The following is a 19,488-nucleotide window of genomic DNA, read 5'->3' as shown; positions in this document are numbered from 1 at the left end:
CACGATTCGGGGTTTACGGGCTTCCATTGCCCCCCGGGTGGCGCGCTATGCTCGGCGGCTCAGGGGAGGCGACGCACTGACGGCGCCAAGAGATTGTCATTTGTCCACGCATGCTGAACCGGCGGAAGAGCCACCACACGAGGCCGTGCTGAGCACGGCGCTGGTGCGCGCGTTGCATGCGCTTCTGCCGGAAACGGCCGTGGTCCGCGTCGGCTGGGATGACCCGCAGCTTGGCCGTGGCCAGGGGGCCTGGCCGAGGGCGACTGCCGGAGGTGATGCGGCAGCGCCAGGCGTGGGCGACGGCCAGCACGGCTGGGAACATGATGGGGCGCGCCTGCGGTTGTCGGTGGAAGGCGCGGTGCCTTCGCCGGCATGGTGGGGGGTTGCCCGGCAGGCGATGGAGCTGGCGCTGCAGCGCGGCCGCCAGGCCGGCCAGATCAAGGCGCTGGAAGAGGCCGAGCGGTTGCAGCAGGCCTTGTTCCAGATTGCAGATCTGGCCGGTGCCGACCTGGAAATGCCCGAGATGCTGCGCCACGTGCATGGTGTGCTGGGCACGCTGATGTATGCCGAGAACTGCTACATCGTGGAATACGACGATGTGCGCGACCAGATCCGTTTCCTGTACTTCGCCGATCAGGTCGATGATTTCGTCGCCGATCCCACGCAGAGCCATGACGCCAGCGAGATGCCGCGCAGCCTGACCGTGGCGTTGCTGCGTCATGGCAAGCCGCTCAGTGGTCCCTCGCGCGAACTGCTGGCGCAGGTGATGGAGCAGGAGCACGACCCGCAACGCGGGCCCGAAAGCCTGGATTGGCTGGGCGTGCCGATGCTGCGCGATGGCCGCGTATGCGGTGCCATCGTGGTTCAGAGCTATGAGCAGGCGGCCCGCTATGGCGAGGCCGAGCGCGCATTGCTGGGCTTCGTTGCGCAGCACGTGCAGACTGCGATGGACCGGCGCCAGGCGCAGGTGCGGCTGGAGCAGCAGGTGGCGCGGCGCACCCAGGAACTGCAGCGCGCCAATCACAGCCTGCAGGACGAGGTGGCCGAGCGTCGACGCGCCGAACAGCTGCAGACCGCCCTGTACAACATCGCCGAGATGGCGATGTCGGCCGACAGCCTGGCGCAGTTCTACGGACAGGTGCATGGGGTGGTCGGGCGCCTGCTCGACGCTCGCAATTTCTACATCGCCCTGGTCAACCCGGCCGGCAACGGCCTGGACTTCGTCTATTCGGTGGACGAGCACAACGCCAGCCGCGCGCCGCGACCGTTCAGCCGGGGCCTGACCGAGTACGTCGTGCGCAACCGGCGGCCACTGTTGGCATCACGCGCGCAGATCGATGCGCTGCTGGCCAGTGGCGAAGTGCGTGAATCCGGTGCGCGCTCGCACTGCTGGCTGGGCGTACCGCTGCTGCGCGACGACGAAGTGGTCGGCGCGATCGTGGTGCAGAGCTACAGCGAGAACAGCATTTTCAGCGTGCATGACCAGCGCCTGCTGACCTTCGTCGCGCAGAACATCGGTACCGGCCTGGCCCGTCAGCGCGACCAGCAACGGCTGCGCTCGGCGCATGCCGAGCTGGAGAAGCGCGTGGAGGAGCGCACGCGCGAACTGGCCGAGGTCAACGAAAAGCTGCTCGGCCAGATCGGCGAGCGCCTGCGTGCCGAACAGCGCTTGACTCACCAGGCCATGCACGATGCGCTGACCGGGCTGCCCAACCGCCTGCATCTGCTGGACCGCCTGCAGGATGCGCTGGCCCTGGCCAAGCGTGAGGGCGGCCCGGTGTTCGCCGTGCTGTTCCTCGATCTGGACCGCTTCAAGCTGGTCAACGACAGCATCGGCCATGCCGCCGGCGATCGCATGCTGGTGGAAGTGGCCAAGCGCATCGTATCGATGGCCGGCACCGAGGACGTGGTGGCCCGGCTGGGCGGTGACGAATTCGCGGTGCTGCTGCAATGCCCGCAGGGCCTGGCCCAGGCCTTGGACTTTGGCCAGCGCCTGCTGCTGGCGCTGCAGGAGTCGATGTGGATCGCCGGGCGCGAACTGTTCCCGTCCGGCAGCCTGGGCATCGCGCTGTGGAACCCCCGCTACCGCACCGGCGAAGAGCTGCTGCGTGATGCCGACGCGGCAATGTACCGGGCCAAGGCGCAGGGCCATGACCGCTGTGCGATCTTCGACGAAGACATGCGCGAGCAGGCCATGCGCAGCCTCGATCTGGAAGCCGACCTGCGTCGTGCGATCAACAACCGCGATTTCGTCCCGTTCTACCAGCCGATCGTGCGCCTGTCCGATGGCGAGGTGGTGGGCCACGAGGCGCTGCTGCGCTGGCAGCATGAGCGCCGTGGCCTGCTGCTGCCGGGGGCGTTCCTGGAGCTGGGCGAGGAAAGCGGCCTGATCGAGCAGGTCGACTGGCTGATCTACGAACAGGTGATTGCCGGCCTGGCCGAGGGCGGGCAGAGCTACGTCTCGGTGAACGTATCACCGCGCCATTTCCGCTCCGCCGGGTTCAGCGGCCGCCTGTTCGGCCTGCTGGATGCATGTGGTGCCGATCCGCACCGGCTGCGCCTGGAGATCACCGAGGTGGCGCTGCTGGACGATGGCCCGCACACGCTGCGCATCCTGCAGGGCCTGCGCGAGCGCGGCATCCAGGTGCAGCTGGACGATTTCGGTACCGGCTTCTCGGCGCTGTCCTACCTGCACCGTTTCCCGATCAGTACGCTGAAGATCGACCAGAGCTTCATCGCCGGCCTGCATGGGCCGGAAGTGCAGAGCACGCGGGCGCTGGTCGAGGGCGTGCTGTCGTTGGCGCGTACGCTGGGCATCGAGACCATCGGTGAGGGCATCGAAACCGAGGCGCAGCGGCAGACCCTGCGCGAACTGGGTTGCGACTACGGCCAGGGCTATCTGCTGGGGCGGCCCGCACCGTGGAGCTGCGCGGCGGTCTGAGCCGCCGCGCAGGAAAGCATCAGCGCAGGGCGGCGCGACGCTTTTCGTCGATCCACTTCGAGGCCTGCGCTGGCTTGTAGTTCTTCATCCACTCCAGCATCTCTTCGATATCCGAGCCGTACCACAGGTCCTGGCGCTGGTCCGGGTGCAGGAAGCGCTCTTCCACCATGCGGTCGATCATGCCGATCAGCGGGGCGTAGAAACCTTCCACGTCGAGGAAGGCGCACGGCTTGTTGCCGATGCCAAGCTGGCGCCAGGTCAGCATCTCGAAGATCTCTTCCATGGTGCCGAAGCCGCCGGGCAGCGTGACGAAGCCATCGGCGAGGTCGAACATGCGCGACTTGCGCTCATGCATCGAACCGACAATTTCCAGTTCGGTCAGGCCGCGGTGGGCCACTTCCCAGTCGGCCAGCTGGCGCGGGATCACGCCGGTCACTTCGCCGCCGGCCGCGAGCACGGCATTGGCCACGGTTCCCATCAGGCCGACATTGCCGCCGCCGTACACCAGGCGCATCCCGTCGCGGGCGATGCGGTCGCCCAGGGCAAGGGCGCGTTCGGTATAGGCCGGCTTGCTGCCAGCGTTGGAACCACAGTACACACAGATCGATTTCATGGATCTTCCTGTCTTTTGGCCGGAAACGAAAACGCCCCGTCGCCGACCGCAGGGCGGTCAGGGACGGGGTGTCTATGGAGTATGGACCTTCGCGGTTGCCGTCTGTAGAGCCGAGCCACGCTCGGCTGCCCTTCGTTCAGACCGCGGTGGGCCCCTGTAGAGCCGAGCCATGCTCGGCTGCACTTCGTTCAGATCGCGGCTACGGCTGAGTCGAGCAAGCTCGACTCTACAAAGAACGAGACTTACGCCGCCGCTGCCTGCTCGCGGCGCGGGCCTTCACGCAGCGCCCGGCCGACCATCCCCACCAGCAGGTCCAGCTCTTCGCTGTCCATGCCGAAGTGCGGAGTGAAGCGCAGCGAGTTCTCGCCACCGTGAATCACGTTGATGCCGTGCTGGCGCAGCCATTCCTCGGTGGAGTTGGCGCCGTAGCACTTGAACTGCGGCGCCAGTTCGCAGGAGAACAGCAGGCCGGTGCCCTGCACCTTGGTGATCAGTCCGCCCAGCTCGTTCTTCAGCTGTTCAAGCTTGCGCACGGCCTCGGCACCACGCTCGGCGATGTTGGCGCGCACCTGCGGGGTCAGCTGGGCCAGGGTGGCGCAGGCCACGTCCAGTGCACGCGGGTTGCTGGTCATCGTGTTGCCATAGATGCCCTTGCGGTACAGCTGCGCGGCATGCTCGGTCACCGCCAGCACCGACAGCGGGTACTGCGCGGCGTTGAGTGCCTTGGAGTAGGTCTCCATGTCCGGCGGGTCCAGGCCTTCGAAGCCCGGGTAATCGACCACCGAGAGCACGCCATGCGCACGCAGGCCGGCCTGGATCGAGTCGAGCAGCAGCAGGCTGCCATGGGCACGGGTCAGTTCGCGGGCAACGGCATAGAACGACGGCGGCACCGAGCGGCCCGGGTCGCCTTCGCCCATCACCGGTTCCAGGAACACCGCCTCGATGAACCACTGGTTGCGTGCGGCATCCTCGAACACCTTGCGCAGGCCGGCTTCGTCGTACGGCGCCACGGTGATCACCGAATCCTCGCCACGGTAGCTGGCCAGGTGCTGCATGTAGCTCTTGCGGCTGGAGTCCGAATAGAGGGCAGGGCGGTCGGTACGGCCGTGGAAGCTGCCCTTGACCACCACGCGCTTGATCGCAGCACCGGCGTGGCGTGCGCCCGGGTCGGTCTGCAGCTTGGCGTTGACGTCGGCGATGCGCGCGGCCAGGCCGACCGCCTCGGAACCGGAATTCAGGCACATGAAACGGGCAAACGGGCAGCCGCCACGGCGGTGGCCGATCTCGGCACGCAGGGCGGTGATGAAGCGCTGCTGCGACAGGCTGGGGGTCATGATGTTGGCCATCACCTGCGGGCGGGCCATCGCCTCCAGCACGGCGTCCGGGGTGTGCCCGAAGCCGAGCATGCCGTAGCCGCCGGCGTCGTACAGCACGGCGCCCTTCAGGGTGACCACCCACGGGCCGCGCGCGGCCAGTGCCACATACGGGGTCACCGCGTCATCGGCATAGAAATTGACGAAACCGTCCTGCATCGCGTCGATCTGCGCCTGTTCGTCCTGCGCCAGCAGCGGCCCCAGGTCGGCCTGCACGCGCGCGAATTCCTCGGCGGCGGCGTCCACCGCGGCGATCAGCTGCGGGTGGTTGGCGGACAGGGCGGTCAGGGTGGCGTCGTCCAGGCCGGAGGTGAGGCGGGTGCCGGGCTGGTTGCGCAGGGGGGCGAGGCGTTCGATGAAGCTCATTGCAGATCTCCTGAAACAATGGGTCGCACGGGTCTTCAAAAGCAAAACGCGCGTCATCACGCGCGCTTGGGGCAGGCTCGTGCAGCGGACTTCCGACTCGATGCTAGCACTTGTTTTTTTGCGCGATAACCCCGCAGAAACCTGCTGCATAGCAGCATTTTGCGCGACGTTCGCCGCGAAGCACGCCGGCTCGCAGACGCTGGACGTACAATGCGCGCCATTGTCGACCTGTTGCCGCCCACTGCCTTGAAGAAGTCCGATTTCAACTACGACCTGCCGGCTGAACTGATCGCGCAGGCGCCCCTGGCCGAACGTTCCGCAAGCCGCCTGCTGCTGGTGCCTCCGGCGCCCGATGCCTTCACCGACCTGCAGGTGCGCGACCTGCCGTCGCTGCTGCAGCCGGGCGACCTGCTGGTGTTCAACGACACCCGGGTGATCCCGGCGCGCCTGTTCGGGCAGAAGGCCAGTGGCGGCCGCGTGGAGATCCTGATCGAGCGCCTGCTGGGTGGCCAGCAGGCCCGCGCGCAGGTGGGCGCCAGCAAGTCGCCCAAGGCCGGCAGCCGCATCGCGCTGGATGCCGGTGGCGAAGCCGAGGTGCTGGGCCGCGATGGCGAGTTCTACGTGCTGCAGTTCCATGTGCCGGAATCGCTGGAACAGTGGCTGCTGCATGCCGGCCGCCTGCCGCTGCCGCCCTATATCCAGCGCGAGCCGGGTGTGGATGACCGCGAGCGCTACCAGACCGTGTTCGCGCGTGAAGTGGGCGCGGTGGCCGCGCCGACCGCCGGCCTGCATTTCGACGAACCGCTGCTGGCCGCATTGAAGGACAAGGGCGTGGACTTCGGCCACGTCACCCTGCACGTGGGTGCGGGCACCTTCCAGCCGGTGCGTGCCGATGACCTGAAGGACCACGTGATGCACCGCGAGTGGCTGAACGTGGGTGCCGAGCTGGTGCAGCAGGTACGGCGCACGCGCGCCGCCGGCGGCCGGGTGATCGGCGTCGGCACCACCGTGGTGCGCGCGCTGGAAAGTGCAATGCGCGATGGCGAACTGCTGCCGTTCGCGGGTGAAACGCAGATCTTCATCACCCCCGGTTACCGCATCCGCAGCGTCGACGCGATGGTGACCAATTTCCACCTGCCGGAAAGCACGTTGCTGATGATGATTTCCGCGTTTGCCGGCAAGGAGCGCGTATTCGAGGCCTACCAGCACGCGATCGAGCAGCGCTACCGCTTCTTCAGCTACGGCGACGCGATGCTGCTGTTCCCGCAGGCGGGGTAGGCGCTGACCTCTGCCTGCTTGTGGTGGGTGCGCACCGTTGGTGCGCACTTGCCGGTGCCTGGAGGCCAGGAAAGCCACGCATGGCGTGGCTCTACTGCCGTGCCGTTCAGGCCTGAATGGGCGGTCGACCCGGTTTTGGGAGACAATGGGCGACTATTTGCCCGAATGACCGCTCCATGTCCCGATTGCAGTTCCAGCTCCAGACCCGCGACGGCCGTGCCCGCCGTGGCCGCCTGACCTTCCCGCGTGGCACGGTGGAAACGCCGGCCTTCATGCCGGTGGGGACCTATGGCTCGGTCAAGGGCATCCTGCCGGACCAGGTGCGTGCGCTGGGCGCCGAGATCATCCTCGGCAACACGTTCCACCTGTACCTGCGCCCGGGCCTGGACATCATCGCCGACCACGGCGGCCTGCACGGCTTCTGCCGCTGGGATGGCCCGATCCTGACCGACTCCGGCGGCTTCCAGGTGTTCTCGCTGGCCCACCGCCGCAAGATCACCGAGCAGGGCGTGACCTTTGCCTCGCCCACCGACGGTGCCCGTGTGTTCCTGGGCCCGGAAGAGAGCATGAAGATCCAGAAAGTGCTCGATTCGGACGTGGTGATGATCTTCGACGAGTGCACCCCGTACCCGGCTACCGAGGATGTGGCGCGCCGCTCGATGGAGCTGAGCCTGCGCTGGGCCCAGCGCAGCCGCAACGCGCATGACGAGCTCGGCAACGACGCGGCCCTGTTCGGCATCGTCCAGGGCGGCGTGCACACCGACCTGCGCAGCCGCTCGGCCGAGGCCCTGCAGGCGATCGGCTTCGACGGTTACGCCATCGGCGGCCTGGCCGTGGGCGAACCGGAGCACGAGCGCAACGCCATGCTCGACCACCTGGACCCGGAACTGCCGGGCGACCGTCCGCGCTATCTGATGGGTGTGGGCCGGCCGGAGGACCTGGTCGAGGGTGTCGCACGTGGCGTGGACATGTTCGACTGCGTGATGCCCACCCGCAACGCCCGCAACGGCCACTATTTCACCTCGTTCGGCACCGTCCGCATCCGCAATTCCCAGTACGCGCGCGACATGGACCCGATCGAGCCGGGCTGCGGCTGCGTGGCCTGCACCGGCGGCTATACCCGTTCCTACCTGCGCCACCTGGACCGCTGCAACGAGATGCTGGCGCCAATGCTGGGCACCCTGCACAACCTGTTCTATTACGAAAAGCTCATGGCCGACATCCGTGCGGCCATCGAGGCGGGAACCTTCCTGGCCTTCCGTGAGTCTTTCTACGCGGCACGCGGGGCGGTAGCACCGCCCCTGTAACCCGAACACCCCCTGCCAAACGGCCCAAGGACGAACGCCCGGGGCCGTGGCATACTTCAAGGCTGACCCAGATCCGCGGTCGACACCTCGTGCCCGTGAAAGGGCCGAAGCGCCGCCCAACCAAAGGACCAACAATGAACCTGCTTGCCTTCCTGATTCCCGCCGCCCACGCCCAGGCCGCCGGCGGCCAACCGCAGGGCATGGGCCTGACCACGCTGCTGTTCCCGGTCATCCTGATCGCCATCATGTACTTCCTGATGATCCGCCCGCAGATGAAGCGGCAGAAGGAGCACAAGGCCATGCTGGAGAAGATCAAGCGTGGCGACGAAGTGCTGACCAACGGCGGCATCGCCGGCATCGTCACCGACATCGGCGACAACTTCATCACCATTGAAGTGGCGGACAACGTGCGCATCCGCGTGCAGAAGGGCGCTGTCGGCAACGTGCTGCCGGCCGGTACCCTGAAGTCGGCCCAGTAAGCCACTCCCTTTCCGATGCACAACCGCGGCGCCGGGGATGGCGCCGCGCGGGACCCAAGCAATGCTCGAATTTCCACGCTGGAAGTACGTCGTCATCCTGATCGTACTGGCGCTCAGCGCGCTGTACGCGCTGCCCAACATCTACCAGAAGGACCCGGCCCTCCAGATCACCGCCAACCGTGGCGGCCAGATCGACGATGCGCTGCGTGACCGTGTGCTGGCCGACCTGAAGAAGGCCGGTGTCGCCACCGTCGGTGCCGAGAAGGAAGGGGAAAGCCTGATCGTCCGCCTGCCGGACCTGAAGGCGCAGTCCGCTGCCAGCGACGCCCTGCGTGACACGGTCGGCGAAAAGTACACCGTGGCCCTGAACCTGGCCTCGACCGTGCCGGACTGGCTGGCCAACCTCGGCGGTCGCCCGATGGTGCTGGGCCTGGACCTTCAGGGTGGCGTGCACTTCGTGCTGCAGGTCGACCAGAAGGCCGCCCTGGACAAGCGCCTGGACGCCTACACCGAAGACGTGCGCAGCACGCTGCGCGACGCCCGCATCCCGTACCAGTCGGTGGAACGCCGCGCTGACAACAGCATCGTGGCGAACCTGAGCCCGTCCGCCGGTGACGACGCCGCGCAGCGTGCCCGCACTGCCCTGGTGAAGGCGCAGCCGACCCTCGGCTACGACGTCAGTGGCAATCGCATCACGGTGACCGTGCCGGAAACCGAGATCACCCAGATCGCCAACGGCGCCATCGAGCAGAACATCAACACCCTGCGCAACCGCGTGAACCAGCTCGGCGTGGCTGAGCCGATCATCCAGCGCCAGGGTGCCGACCGCGTGGTGGTGCAGCTGCCGGGCGTGCAGGACACCGCCGAAGCCAAGCGCATGATCGGCGCCACCGCTACCCTCGAGTACCGCGCGGTGGTTGACGGCAATGCACAGGACGCCATCAACTCCGGGCGCATTCCGCCGGAAGCGAAGGTCTACCAGCGTCGTGATGGCGGTGGTCCGGTCCTGCTGAACAAGCGCGTGATCGTCACCGGTGACCAGATGGTCGGCGCGCAGGCGGTGACCGATTCGAACAGCGGCTCTCCGGCGGTCAGCGTGACGCTGAACAATGTCGGCGGCCAGCGCATGTTCGACTTCACCAGCGCCAACGTGAACAAGCCGATGGCGGTGGTCTACACCGAGCGCGTGCCGACCGTGACCGTCGTCGACGGCCAGGAAGTGCGTGGCTTCAAGGTCAACGAGGAAGTGATCTCGGTGGCCAACATCAACGGCGTGTTCGGCAAGAACTTCCAGACCACCGGCCTGCAGAAGAAGGAAGCCGAGGACCTGGCCAAGCTGCTGAAGTCCGGCTCGCTGGCCGCGCCGATGGACTTCGTCGAAGAGCGTGTGGTGGGCCCGAGCCTGGGTGCCGAGAACGTCAAGAACGGTATGCGCGCGGTGGTGTTCGCATTCCTGTTCACCCTGGTGTTCTTCAGCGTCTACTACCGCATGTTCGGCGTGATCACCTCGATCGCGATGCTGTTCAACCTGCTGATCGTGGTGGCGGTGATGTCGCTGTTCGGCGCGACCATGACCCTGCCGGGCTTCGCCGGTCTGGCGTTGTCGGTCGGCCTGTCGGTGGACGCCAACGTGCTGATCAACGAGCGTATCCGTGAAGAGCTGCGTGCCGGCGTGCCGGGCAAGACCGCGATCGTGACCGGTTACGAGCGTGCTTCCGGCACCATCCTCGACGCCAACCTGACCGGCCTGATCGTCGGTGTGGCGCTGTTCGCATTCGGTACCGGTCCGCTGAAGGGCTTCGCGCTGACCATGATCATCGGTATTTTCGCCTCCATGTTCACCGCGATCACCGTGTCGCGTGCGCTGGCGACGCTGATCTACGGCCGCCGCAAGAAGCTCCAGAACGTGGCCATCTGACGGGACGACACGCACATGAAACTGTTTCCGCTGCACATCCTCCCGAACGACACCAAGATCGACTTCATGCGCTGGCGCCATGTCGCGATGGTCGTCACGGTCATCGTGTTCCTGGCCTCGGTTGCCATCATCGGCTTCAAGGGCTTCAACTACGCCCTGGACTTCACCGGCGGCACCCTGATCGAAGCCCGCTTCGACAAGGCGGTGGACGTCGAGCAGGTCCGTACCAAGCTCGAGGAAAGTGGCTTCGACGGTGCCCAGGTGCAGAGCGTCGGTGGCAACACCGATCTGCTGATCCGCCTGGCCCCGCACGGTGAGCACGCTGCCGGTACCGGCGACGCCGCGCACGAGGACAAGGCCACCGCCGCCGCCGTGGTGAAGGCACTGTCCACCGCCGACAACCAGGCCACCGTGCTCCGCAACGAGTTCGTGGGCCCGCAGATCGGCAAGGACCTGGCGATGAATGGCCTGTACGCCACCATCTTCATGCTGGCCGGCTTCCTGATCTACATCGCGGTGCGCTTCGAATGGAAGTTCGCGGTCACCGCCAGCATCGTGGCGATGTTCGATCTGATCGTGACGGTTGCTTACGTGTCCCTGCTGGGCCGTGAGTTCGACCTGACCGTGCTGGCCGGCCTGCTGTCGGTAATGGGCTTTGCGATCAACGATCTGATCGTGGTCTTCGACCGCGTCCGCGAGAACTTCCGCAGCCTGCGCGTGGACTCGATGGAAGTGCTGAACCGTTCGATCAACCAGACGCTGTCGCGTACGGTGATCACCGCGGTGATGTTCTTCCTGTCGGCGCTGGCCCTGTACATGTACGGCGGCAGCTCGATGGAAGGCCTGGCCGAGACGCACATGATCGGTGCGGTGATCGTGGTGTTGTCCTCGATCCTGGTGGCGGTGCCGATGCTGACGATCGGTTTCCTGCGCGTCAGCAAGCAGGACCTGCTGCCGAAGGCGAAGGACATCGAGGCCCTGGCCCGTCGCCCGTAAGCACCTGCTGCACGCAGCACACAGAGAACCCCGCGCAAGCGGGGTTTTTTGTGTGCAGGGCTGGTACGCGTCATCGCATGCGCGCTGTCGCTCCCACGGTTCGCTGCGCGAACCGTGGGCCCCACTTACCAGCTCCCAGACCCCCGCCGCTTCGCGGCCGCCCCCTGACTCAGGGGGCTCTGCCCCAGACCGGTTCCGCGCGGCTGTTGGTAGGTATCGACCTTGGTCGACACATCTGTCAGATATCGAATGAATTCAACCGTGTCGACCAACGGTCGGCGCCTACCAACAGCAGCGGCGACATGTCCGACAGATCGCGGGAAGCTGTCGAAGGCGGGGTGGGTCCGGTTGCGGGGGTGTCCGCGGCATGGATGCCGCGGCCCAGCCTCCATGGACGGATTTACGGCGTCCCCCGCAACCGGACCCACCCCGCCAACCCACAGGAACCCAGCTTTTGAAGTTGCTCCGGCTCCGGCCGTTGCTCCGGCCTCTGCGGGTGCAGGGTGCAACCCTGCAGAACAAACCCCACCCTACGCCGCCGTCGGTTGTGCAATCTTCCCCCGCGCACTACGATCCTGCGGTTCGCGCGCGCAGGCGCGCGCCCGTATTCCTGCTGAGCGCCCCGTGCGCCGCATCTGCCAACCCGAGGTATCCATGGTCATCAAACCGCGCGTCCGCGGCTTCATCTGCGTCACCACCCACCCGACCGGCTGCGAAGCCGCGGTCAAGCAGCAGATCGACTACATCCGCGCACGTCCGCCGATCCAGAATGGTCCCAAGCGCGTGCTGGTGATCGGCGCCTCCACCGGCTACGGCCTGGCTGCGCGCATCACCGCTGCCTTCGGCAGTGGCGCCGCAACCCTGGGCATCTTCTTCGAACGTCCGGGCAGCGAAACCAAGCCGGGCACGGCCGGCTGGTACAACTCCGCCGCGTTCCACAAGTACGCCGACGAAGCCGGCCTGTACGCCAAGAGCATCAACGGCGATGCCTTCTCCGATGAAGTGAAGGCGAAGACCATCGAAATGATCAAGGCCGATCTCGGCCAGGTCGATCAGGTCGTCTACAGCCTGGCGGCGCCGCGCCGCAAGCACCCGAAGACCGGCGAGATCATCAGCTCCACGCTGAAGCCGATCGGCGAGCCGATCACGCTGCGTGGCCTGGATACCGACAAGGAAGTGCTGACCGAGACCCATCTGCAGCCGGCTACCCCGGAAGAGATCGCCGGTACCGTCGCGGTGATGGGCGGTGAGGACTGGCAGATGTGGATCGACGCGCTGGCCGATGCCGGCGTGCTGGCCAACGGCTGCACCACCACCGCCTTCACCTACGTGGGCGAAGAGATCACCCAGGCGATCTACTGGAATGGCTCGATCGGTGCGGCCAAGAAGGACCTGGACACCAAGGTGCTGGGCCTGCGCGAGAAGCTGGCCAGGATCGGTGGCGACGCGCGCGTGTCGGTGCTGAAGGCCGTGGTCACCCAGGCCAGCTCGGCCATTCCGACCATGCCGCTGTACCTGTCGCTGTTGTTCAAGGTGATGAAGGAAAAGGGCACGCACGAAGGCTGCATCGAACAGCTCGACGTGCTGTACGACATCCTCTACGGCGGCAAGGCCGATGGCGTGGCGGTCGATCGTCTGCGCCACGATCTGGTCGATGGCGATGGCCACACCGTTGCGCTGGTCGATGAGGAAGGCCGCCTGCGTGCCGATTACAAGGAAATGGCCGCGGACGTGCAGGGCAAGGTGGTCGCGCTGTGGCCGCAGGTGACCAACGAGAACCTGTACGAGATCAGTGACCTGGCCGGCTACAAGGCCGATTTCCTGCGCCTGTTCGGTTTTGGCGTGGAGGGTGTCGACTACGAGGCCGACGTCAATCCGGACGTGAAGATCGAAAATCTGGTCGACATGACCTGATCAACGAAGAGGCCGGCGAAAGCCGGCCTTCTCTTTGGGTGGTGCCGGCCAGCGACCGGCACTACCATCGGTCATCCGAACTCGAAACCCATCTCCGGCAACGCCGGGCCAACGAAGTCGCCCTGCACGTAGTCCACGCCGGCACTGAACAGCAACGTCATCGAATTGGCATCGCTGACGAATTCGGCGATGGTGCGGATGCCGGCTTCCTGCGCGCGCGCGGTGATCTGGCTGATGCGGTCGATGTTCTCGCGGGTGGCTGCCAGGTCGCTGGTGAAGCCACGGTCCAGCTTGAGGAACTGCGGCTGGAAGTGGGCCAGCAGCTGGAACGAATCCAGCCCCGAACCGAACTGCTCCAGGCCGATGCGGCAGCCCAGCGGTGCCACTTCGGCAAGGAACTGCTGTGCACTGCGCAGGTGAGTGAACACCTTCGCTTCCGGCGCATGCAGCCACAGCCGTTCGCCGGGTACGCCCTGAGCCTGCAGCTCGCGGCGCAGGGTAGCGATCATCTGCGGGTCGTCGAAGGATTCCGGCGTCACTTTCACCAGCATCTGCGTGGCATGGCCTTCGCGTGCACGCTGGCCCAGCACCGCGATGGCCCGTGACACCACCCAGCGGTTGATGTCGGCCAGCAGGCCGTGCTCCTCCGCGATACCGAGGAACGCGGTCGGGCTCAGCAGTTCGCCGTTGTGCTCCAGGCGCAGGTACGCCTCATACAGCTCCAGCGACTCGCCCTGCAGGTTCAGCACCGGCTGGTAGTGCAGCTGGAAGCCGTCACCGGCCAGCGCTTCACGGATTCGGGCGACCCAGCGCAGCACGCGTTCTTCCTCCACGCGGTCGGCGGCGGCCGGGTCGAAGATGCGGCAGGTGTTGCCCAGTTCTGCGGCGGCCTGCGTGCATTCGCTGGCGCGTGCCAGCACCTGGCCGATACTGGCGATCTTCTCGCCCACCTGCACGCCACCGATGCTGACCGTTACCGTGGCCGAGCGCGCGCCGATGCTGAAGACGTGTGCGGCGTAGGCTTCGCGGATGCGCTCGGCAAGTGCCACGGTCTGCGCGTACGGCCCGGCCTGCAGCACGGCGAAATTGTGTTCGCCGAAGCGGGCCAGCTGCGCGTCTTCGCCAACGACTTCGGCCAGCAGCGCGGCGAGCGCGCCGATCAGGGTGTCGGCCGAGGCCAGGCCAATGTCCGGCAGCAGGCGCGCGTAGTGGTCCGGCTCGATCAGCAGCAGGCCGAACTGGCCTTCGCTGCGCCCGGCCTGGGCCACCGCGCTTTCCAGCTGCAGCATGAAGGTCGGGCGATTGAGCAGGCCGGTGACCTGGTCGCGCTGGCGCAGGTCCTCGACCTCACGTGCCAGCTCGGGGTCGAATTCCATGCGGCGGCGGAGCACCACCTGCAGGCAGGATTCGCCTTCGTAGGTGGCAGCGGCAAACTCCATCGTCGCCGGGAACGCACTGCCATCCTCGTGGCGCGCGTCGAGCTGGTACTGCGGCGGCGGCGCCTCGCCACGGCTCAGCCCCTTCAGCAGCTGCTTGAAGCCCTCCACGTGCTGGGCGGCGACCATGTCCAGCAGCGAGATGCCTTCGATGTCGTCGAAATGTTCGTAACCGAACATCTCCAGATAGGCGTCGTTGGCGCGGATGTGCATGCCTTCATGCACGTAGGCGATGGGGTCGCGCGAGGAGGCGATCAGCGCGTCGCAGCGGCGCTCGGTCTCGCGCATCTGCGCCTCGATGCGGCGCAGGCCACGACGCGCCTGCAGGTCCACCCACTGGTCACGGACCACGGCGAGCAGATGCTCCGGACGTTGGCGCAGGGCGAGGGCACGGATGCCGTGGCTGCTGGCCTGCACCAGTTCGTCTTCGTCGATGCGCTCGGCCAGCAGCACCAGCGGAATATCCTTGCCGCTGGCAGCAATATGCTGGGCCACCAGTGGCAGCGGGATGCCCTGGGAGGGCGAAGCCAGCACCAGGTCGATGGCCTGGCTGGCCAGCACCTGGGCCAGCTCGGCTGCATCCTGCGGACGCCACGGGCGTACCGCGATGCCGCTGTTGCGCAGCGTGCTGACGATGGCTTCGGCATTCTCGCCGCTGTCATCGACGATCAGCAGGCGGATGGTGATGTCGTTCGCGTTCTGCATGCACTGCTCCCCATTCTGCAAATCTAGATACACGATGCGCGGCGAACCGTCCATGCGCGCACCCCTTGCACGCATTGAACGGCGATGTGGTTCACACCACGCCACCGGCTGCGTGGCCGCTGGCCCAGGCCCACTGGAAGTTGTAGCCGCCCAGCCAGCCGGTCACATCCAGCACCTCGCCGACGAAATGCAGGCCGGGCACGCGCTTGGATTCCATCGTCGAGGACGAGACCTCGGCGGTATCCACGCCGCCCAGGGTGACTTCGGCGGTGCGGTAGCCCTCGGTGCCACTGGCCACCAGCGGGAACGCGCCCAGCAACTGTGCGGCCTGGCGCAGCACCGGCTCGTCCAGCTGGCGCACGGGCCGGTCGGGCAGCCAGTGTTCGCACAACCGCTGTGCCAGCCGCTTCGGCAGTACCTCGGCCAGCACCGTGCGCAGCTCGGCGGCAGGACGTTCGCGCTTCATCTGGCGCAACCACTCGCCGGCATCCTGGCCGGGCAGCAGGTCCAGCTCCAGCGCGTCGCCGGGTTGCCAGAACGAGGAGATCTGCAGGATCGCCGGGCCACTCACGCCGCGATGGGTCAGCAGCATGAAATTCTGGAAGCTCTTTCCGTTGCAGCGCGCCTCGATGGGCAGAGCGACGCCGCTGAGATCGGCCAGCCGTTCCTGGTGCTTGCCGCTGAGCGTCAGCGGCACCAGCCCGGCGCGGGTCGGCAGCACCTGGTGGCCGAACTGTCGGGCCACTTCATAGCCGAAGCCGGTGGCGCCCATGCTGGGAATGGACAGGCCGCCGGTGGCCACCACCAGCGAGGCGCAATGGAACAGGCCCTGCGTGGTGTGCACGCGGAAACCATCGCTGCCATGCTCGATGCGCTGCACGCTGCAGTCGGTACGCACCTGCACGCCTGCCGCCTGGCATTCGTCCATCAGCATCTTCACGATCTGCTTGGACGAGACATCGCAGAACAGCTGGCCCAGCTCTTTTTCGTGATACGCGATGCCGTGCTTGCTGACCAGCTCGATGAAGTGCCAGGGCGTGTAGCGCGCCAGTGCCGACTTGCAGAAGTGCGGGTTGGCCGACAGGAAGTTGGCCGGGGTGGTGCCGGTGTTGGTGAAGTTGCAGCGGCCACCGCCGGACATCAGGATCTTCTTGCCGACCTTGTTGGCATGGTCGATCACCTGCACCTGGCGGCCGCGCTGGCCAGCCGTGATTGCGGTCATCAGCCCGGCCGCACCGGCGCCGATGACAACCACGTCGCAACGGATCGTGCTCATGCCTTGGCGCGCTTGCGCCAGTTCGGGATCACGTCGAGCTGGATCTGGTCGTTGAGCAGCTGCACTTCACCGTCCTGGATCAGCACGCTCCAGCGCATGGCGCGCTGGATCTGCTGGCCCCAGCGCTCGACGAATTCACCGTCCAGATCAACCACCGAGAGATTGTCGAAGCGTGCCAGGCCCTTGCTCTGCTTGCCCCACCAGATCTCCGAGGCGTTGCCGCCGTAGTTGATCACCTGCACCTGGCGGCTGCGATTGCTGGCCTTGCGGATACGCGATTCGTCCGGATGGCCCAGGTCGATCCACTGCAGGATGTCGCCGGAGTAGTCGTGTTCCCACAGATCCGGCTCGTCATCGGTGCTCAGGCCGCGGCCGAATTCCAGGCGGTCGCCGGCGTTCAGCGCGAAGGCGAGCAGGCGCACCATCAGGCGGTCGTCGGTCTCGGACGGGTGCTGGGCCAGGGTCAGGTTGTGGGTCGCGTAGTAGCCGCGATCCATGTCGCTGATCTGCAGTTCGGCCTTGCGGATGGTGGCGGTGAGGGCCATGGGGGGTCCGTGGACTAAAGACGACAATGATAGAGGTTTGCTCCAGGGGTGTCCGTTGCCGGTCTGTCTGCGCAGCGTCAACGGTGGCACTCTTGCGCTCTTTCCCGTGGCCGGAGTGGACGCCATGACCTTGCCCAGCCGCCTGCAGCTGCCACCCGGCCACTGGTCCAGCCTGCTCGATGGCCTGTGCGCGCGTTTCCCGCGCATCGACCGTGCGCAATGGCAGGACCGCTTCGCCCGAGGCCGCGTGCAGGATGCGCAGGGCAGGGCACTGGCGCCGGACATGCCTTGGCAGGTGGGGCTGGAAATCCAGTACTTCCGCGAGGTGGCCGACGAGCCGGTGATTCCCTTCGCCGAGACCATCCTGCATCTGGATGCGCACCTGCTGGTGGCCGACAAGCCGCACTTCCTGCCGGTGACGCCGGCCGGTGGGTATGTACGGGAAACCCTGCTGTCGCGCCTGGTCGCCCGCACCGGCAACACCGAGCTGGTGCCGCTGCACCGCTTGGACCGGCTGACCGCCGGCCTGGTGCTGTTTTCCACCCAGGCAGCCACGCGTGATGCCTATCAGCGGCTGTTCCGCGAGCGGCGCATCGGGAAGACCTATGAGGCGCTGGCACCGGCGCTGCCCGGGCTGGCGTTTCCGTTGCAGCGGGACAGTCGTCTGGTGCCGGGGGAGCCGTTCTTCCGCATGGCCGAAGTGCCGGGCGAGCCCAATGCCCGCAGCCGGATCGAGCTGATCGAGGCCGAGGGGCCGGTCTGGCGCTACCGGTTGCGGCCGGAAACCGGCCGCAAGCACCAGCTGCGCGTGCATATGGCGATGCTGGGCGCCCCCATCGAGGGCGATGACCTGTATCCGCAGTTGATGCTGCGCCCGGATGAAACGGTCGAGGCGCCCCTGCAGCTGCTGGCGCAGGGGCTGGCCTTCGACGATCCATTGAGCGGGGAGCCCAGGCGGTTCAGCAGCCAGCGCCGCCTGTGCCTGCCCGGCCTGGGCGGGTAGGGCCGTTCAGCGAACCGGGCGCCGCGCAAGCCAGCGGTCCAGTTCGGCGGCGAACAGCTGTCGGTCACGGGGTCCCAGCGGCGGTGGGCCCCCGGTCTGCACCCCGGCGCCGCGCAGCTCTTCCATGAAATTGCGCATCGACAGCCGCTCGGCCATGTTGTTCGGGGTGTACAGCTGGCCACGCGGGTTCAGCGCCACCGCCTTCTTTTCCAGCACCAGTGCGGCCAGCGGGATGTCCTGGGTGACCACCAGGTCACCGGCGGCGACCCGCTCGACGATGGCGCTGTCGGCCACGTCCAGGCCCTGGGGGACCTGGATCGAGCGCAGCCAGCGTGAGGGCGGGGTCCGGATCCACTGGTTGGCGACCAGGGTCAGCTCGATACCAACGCGTTCAGCGGCACGGAACAGGATGTCGCGAATGACGGTGGGGCAGGCGTCCGCGTCTACCCAGATGCGTGGGAGAGCGGGTTCAGCTTGGGTTTCAGCTTCAGTCATTTACCCAGTGTAGGGTAGGAAAATCCTGAATGGGGACTCGGAGTTAGCCTCGATCGGCTGCCAGCCCTTGTCACGTCTAGCGGGCGGGGTCTGCCCATGAACGTCCGGGCTATCGCTTTTTGCAGAAAACACGCGTATCGTTCGTCCCACTGTGTTTGCTAGGGTCACCGTGAATCGTGGCCTGGTGCAGTTGATCTCACGATCCGCTCATCGATCCGCTTTACCAACGCCTGCAACTCAGTCTCGGCCCCGATACCCGGTGGCTGCGATTTTTTCAACATGTGTTTCAGGAGTTAGTCAAATGTCTGATCGTCAGACCGGCACCGTCAAGTGGTTCAACGACGCCAAGGGCTTCGGCTTCATCACCCCGGAAAGCGGCCCGGACCTGTTTGTGCACTTCCGTGCCATCCAGGGCACCGGCTTCAAGACCCTGCAGGAAGGCCAGAAGGTTACCTTCATCGCCGTCCAGGGTCAGAAGGGTATGCAGGCTGACCAGGTGCAGGCGGTCTAATCCGTCTGCTACCGTTTGGTAGCCAGAACGCCGGAAGCGAAAGCTTCCGGCGTTTTTTATTGCCCGCTGTTTTGTAGAGTCGAGATCCTATGTTCGTGGTCAAGCCTGCTGGAAGCAGGCTTGACCCACCTTCAGCATGGCCGGATCGAAGTCCCGGCCGCTCTTGAACACGCCCCAGGCGATCTTGGCTAGTTTCCTTGCCAGAATGTTGAAGACGGCGGTGCTGGGGTGACCGCGTTTTGACAGCTCGTCGTAGAGCGGTTGCCCCCGACGACACCGCTTGAGCCCCATGGCGGCCATGTAGAGCATCTGGCGCAGCACTGGCGCGCCCT

At 66.3% G+C, this 19,488-nt stretch carries 15 protein-coding genes and 1 pseudogene; 9 read left to right on the top strand and 7 right to left on the bottom strand.

What is annotated here, in order from left to right; translation table 11 throughout:
* Positions 1–100: 100 nt before the first annotated feature.
* Entirely contained in the window at positions 101–2,941 is a 2,841-nt protein-coding gene (locus V3B48_RS06885; protein WP_132809917.1) for an EAL domain-containing protein, read from the top strand.
* Positions 2,942–2,960: 19 nt separating this feature from the next.
* Here the strand turns inward: V3B48_RS06885 and V3B48_RS06880 are convergent, their stop codons facing one another.
* Together V3B48_RS06880 and V3B48_RS06875 are read right to left on the bottom strand one after the other, a co-directional pair.
* Positions 2,961–3,554, bottom strand: coding sequence for a TIGR00730 family Rossman fold protein (locus V3B48_RS06880; protein WP_032128301.1), 594 nt, complete (start codon positions 3,552–3,554; stop codon positions 2,961–2,963).
* A gap of 242 nt (positions 3,555–3,796) precedes the next feature.
* Positions 3,797–5,293 carry an aminotransferase class III-fold pyridoxal phosphate-dependent enzyme gene (locus V3B48_RS06875; RefSeq protein WP_032128302.1) on the bottom strand — a complete coding sequence of 499 codons (1,497 nt, stop codon included), beginning with the start codon at positions 5,291–5,293 and terminating at the stop codon, positions 3,797–3,799.
* A gap of 210 nt (positions 5,294–5,503) precedes the next feature.
* On the opposite strand from V3B48_RS06875, the gene queA reads away from it, so the two are divergent.
* The 6 genes from queA (at position 5,504) to fabV (ending at position 13,185) form a co-directional block, all read left to right on the top strand.
* A complete protein-coding gene (queA, locus tag V3B48_RS06870) occupies positions 5,504–6,571 on the top strand; it encodes a tRNA preQ1(34) S-adenosylmethionine ribosyltransferase-isomerase QueA (protein WP_049462689.1) in 1,068 nt (355 codons plus the stop codon).
* A gap of 176 nt (positions 6,572–6,747) precedes the next feature.
* On the top strand, positions 6,748–7,878 hold the full coding sequence (gene tgt, locus V3B48_RS06865) for a tRNA guanosine(34) transglycosylase Tgt (protein WP_029379947.1): 1,131 nt from the start codon (positions 6,748–6,750) through the stop codon (positions 7,876–7,878).
* Positions 7,879–8,012: 134 nt separating this feature from the next.
* Positions 8,013–8,357 carry a preprotein translocase subunit YajC gene (gene yajC, locus V3B48_RS06860; RefSeq protein WP_005409257.1) on the top strand — a complete coding sequence of 115 codons (345 nt, stop codon included), beginning with the start codon at positions 8,013–8,015 and terminating at the stop codon, positions 8,355–8,357.
* A 61-nt stretch (positions 8,358–8,418) separates the two neighbouring features.
* A complete protein-coding gene (secD, locus tag V3B48_RS06855; RefSeq protein ID WP_049400105.1) occupies positions 8,419–10,275 on the top strand; it encodes a protein translocase subunit SecD in 1,857 nt (618 codons plus the stop codon).
* A 15-nt stretch (positions 10,276–10,290) separates the two neighbouring features.
* A complete protein-coding gene (secF, locus tag V3B48_RS06850; protein ID WP_071228983.1) occupies positions 10,291–11,271 on the top strand; it encodes a protein translocase subunit SecF in 981 nt (326 codons plus the stop codon).
* 654 nt (positions 11,272–11,925) lie between these two features.
* Positions 11,926–13,185 (top strand): enoyl-ACP reductase FabV, encoded by a 1,260-nt coding sequence (gene fabV, locus V3B48_RS06845; protein WP_329893410.1) that lies wholly within the window; start codon positions 11,926–11,928, stop codon positions 13,183–13,185.
* Between the two features lie 71 nt (positions 13,186–13,256).
* Here the strand turns inward: fabV and V3B48_RS06840 are convergent, their stop codons facing one another.
* The 3 genes from V3B48_RS06840 to V3B48_RS06830 all read right to left on the bottom strand — a co-directional run bounded on the left by V3B48_RS06840 (position 13,257) and on the right by V3B48_RS06830 (position 17,147).
* Positions 13,257–15,326 carry an EAL domain-containing protein gene (locus tag V3B48_RS06840; protein ID WP_121503054.1) on the bottom strand — a complete coding sequence of 690 codons (2,070 nt, stop codon included), beginning with the start codon at positions 15,324–15,326 and terminating at the stop codon, positions 13,257–13,259.
* Positions 15,327–15,417: 91 nt separating this feature from the next.
* Positions 15,418–16,602, bottom strand: a complete 1,185-nt coding sequence (locus tag V3B48_RS06835) for an NAD(P)/FAD-dependent oxidoreductase (protein ID WP_329893409.1) — start codon at positions 16,600–16,602, stop codon at positions 15,418–15,420.
* Positions 16,599–17,147, bottom strand: coding sequence for a YaeQ family protein (locus tag V3B48_RS06830; protein ID WP_121503056.1), 549 nt, complete (start codon positions 17,145–17,147; stop codon positions 16,599–16,601). The genes V3B48_RS06835 and V3B48_RS06830 overlap by 4 nt, the downstream gene beginning before the upstream one ends.
* A 124-nt stretch (positions 17,148–17,271) precedes the next feature.
* Here V3B48_RS06830 and V3B48_RS06825 point away from each other — a divergent pair, with 124 nt between their 5' ends.
* On the top strand, positions 17,272–18,150 hold the full coding sequence (locus V3B48_RS06825) for a pseudouridine synthase (protein ID WP_329893408.1): 879 nt from the start codon (positions 17,272–17,274) through the stop codon (positions 18,148–18,150).
* 6 nt (positions 18,151–18,156) lie between these two features.
* On the opposite strand, the gene V3B48_RS06820 is transcribed toward V3B48_RS06825, so the two are convergent.
* A complete protein-coding gene (locus V3B48_RS06820; RefSeq protein WP_010484520.1) occupies positions 18,157–18,645 on the bottom strand; it encodes a YaiI/YqxD family protein in 489 nt (162 codons plus the stop codon).
* A gap of 301 nt (positions 18,646–18,946) precedes the next feature.
* Here V3B48_RS06820 and V3B48_RS06815 point away from each other — a divergent pair, with 301 nt between their 5' ends.
* On the top strand, positions 18,947–19,156 hold the full coding sequence (locus tag V3B48_RS06815) for a cold-shock protein (protein ID WP_004153307.1): 210 nt from the start codon (positions 18,947–18,949) through the stop codon (positions 19,154–19,156).
* 99 nt (positions 19,157–19,255) lie between these two features.
* On the opposite strand, the pseudogene V3B48_RS06810 reads toward V3B48_RS06815, so the two are convergent.
* Positions 19,256–19,488, bottom strand: a pseudogene (locus V3B48_RS06810) (IS110 family transposase); the annotation flags it as partial.

Origin of the sequence: Stenotrophomonas sp. SMYL20, assembly GCF_036320045.1 — a bacterium.
Classification (GTDB): domain Bacteria; phylum Pseudomonadota; class Gammaproteobacteria; order Xanthomonadales; family Xanthomonadaceae; genus Stenotrophomonas; species Stenotrophomonas maltophilia_A.
Note: the sequence above shows the minus strand (reverse complement) of the source record. Positions and strands in the feature narration are given on the sequence as shown.

Excerpts from the sequence above, each read along its gene's own strand:
- yajC (WP_005409257.1), top strand. The coding sequence starts at position 8,013 with ATGAACCTGCTTGCCTTCCTGATTCCCGCCGCCCACGCCCAGGCCGCC.
- V3B48_RS06825 (WP_329893408.1), top strand. The coding sequence starts at position 17,272 with ATGACCTTGCCCAGCCGCCTGCAGCTGCCACCCGGCCACTGGTCCAGC.
- V3B48_RS06820 (WP_010484520.1), bottom strand. The coding sequence starts at position 18,645 with ATGACTGAAGCTGAAACCCAAGCTGAACCCGCTCTCCCACGCATCTGG.
- V3B48_RS06875 (WP_032128302.1), bottom strand. The coding sequence starts at position 5,293 with ATGAGCTTCATCGAACGCCTCGCCCCCCTGCGCAACCAGCCCGGCACC.
- V3B48_RS06880 (WP_032128301.1), bottom strand. The coding sequence starts at position 3,554 with ATGAAATCGATCTGTGTGTACTGTGGTTCCAACGCTGGCAGCAAGCCG.
- tgt (WP_029379947.1), top strand. The coding sequence starts at position 6,748 with ATGTCCCGATTGCAGTTCCAGCTCCAGACCCGCGACGGCCGTGCCCGC.
- fabV (WP_329893410.1), top strand. The coding sequence starts at position 11,926 with ATGGTCATCAAACCGCGCGTCCGCGGCTTCATCTGCGTCACCACCCAC.
- V3B48_RS06815 (WP_004153307.1), top strand. The coding sequence starts at position 18,947 with ATGTCTGATCGTCAGACCGGCACCGTCAAGTGGTTCAACGACGCCAAG.
- V3B48_RS06830 (WP_121503056.1), bottom strand. The coding sequence starts at position 17,147 with ATGGCCCTCACCGCCACCATCCGCAAGGCCGAACTGCAGATCAGCGAC.
- queA (WP_049462689.1), top strand. The coding sequence starts at position 5,504 with ATGCGCGCCATTGTCGACCTGTTGCCGCCCACTGCCTTGAAGAAGTCC.
- secF (WP_071228983.1), top strand. The coding sequence starts at position 10,291 with ATGAAACTGTTTCCGCTGCACATCCTCCCGAACGACACCAAGATCGAC.
- secD (WP_049400105.1), top strand. The coding sequence starts at position 8,419 with ATGCTCGAATTTCCACGCTGGAAGTACGTCGTCATCCTGATCGTACTG.
- V3B48_RS06840 (WP_121503054.1), bottom strand. The coding sequence starts at position 15,326 with ATGCAGAACGCGAACGACATCACCATCCGCCTGCTGATCGTCGATGAC.
- V3B48_RS06835 (WP_329893409.1), bottom strand. The coding sequence starts at position 16,602 with ATGAGCACGATCCGTTGCGACGTGGTTGTCATCGGCGCCGGTGCGGCC.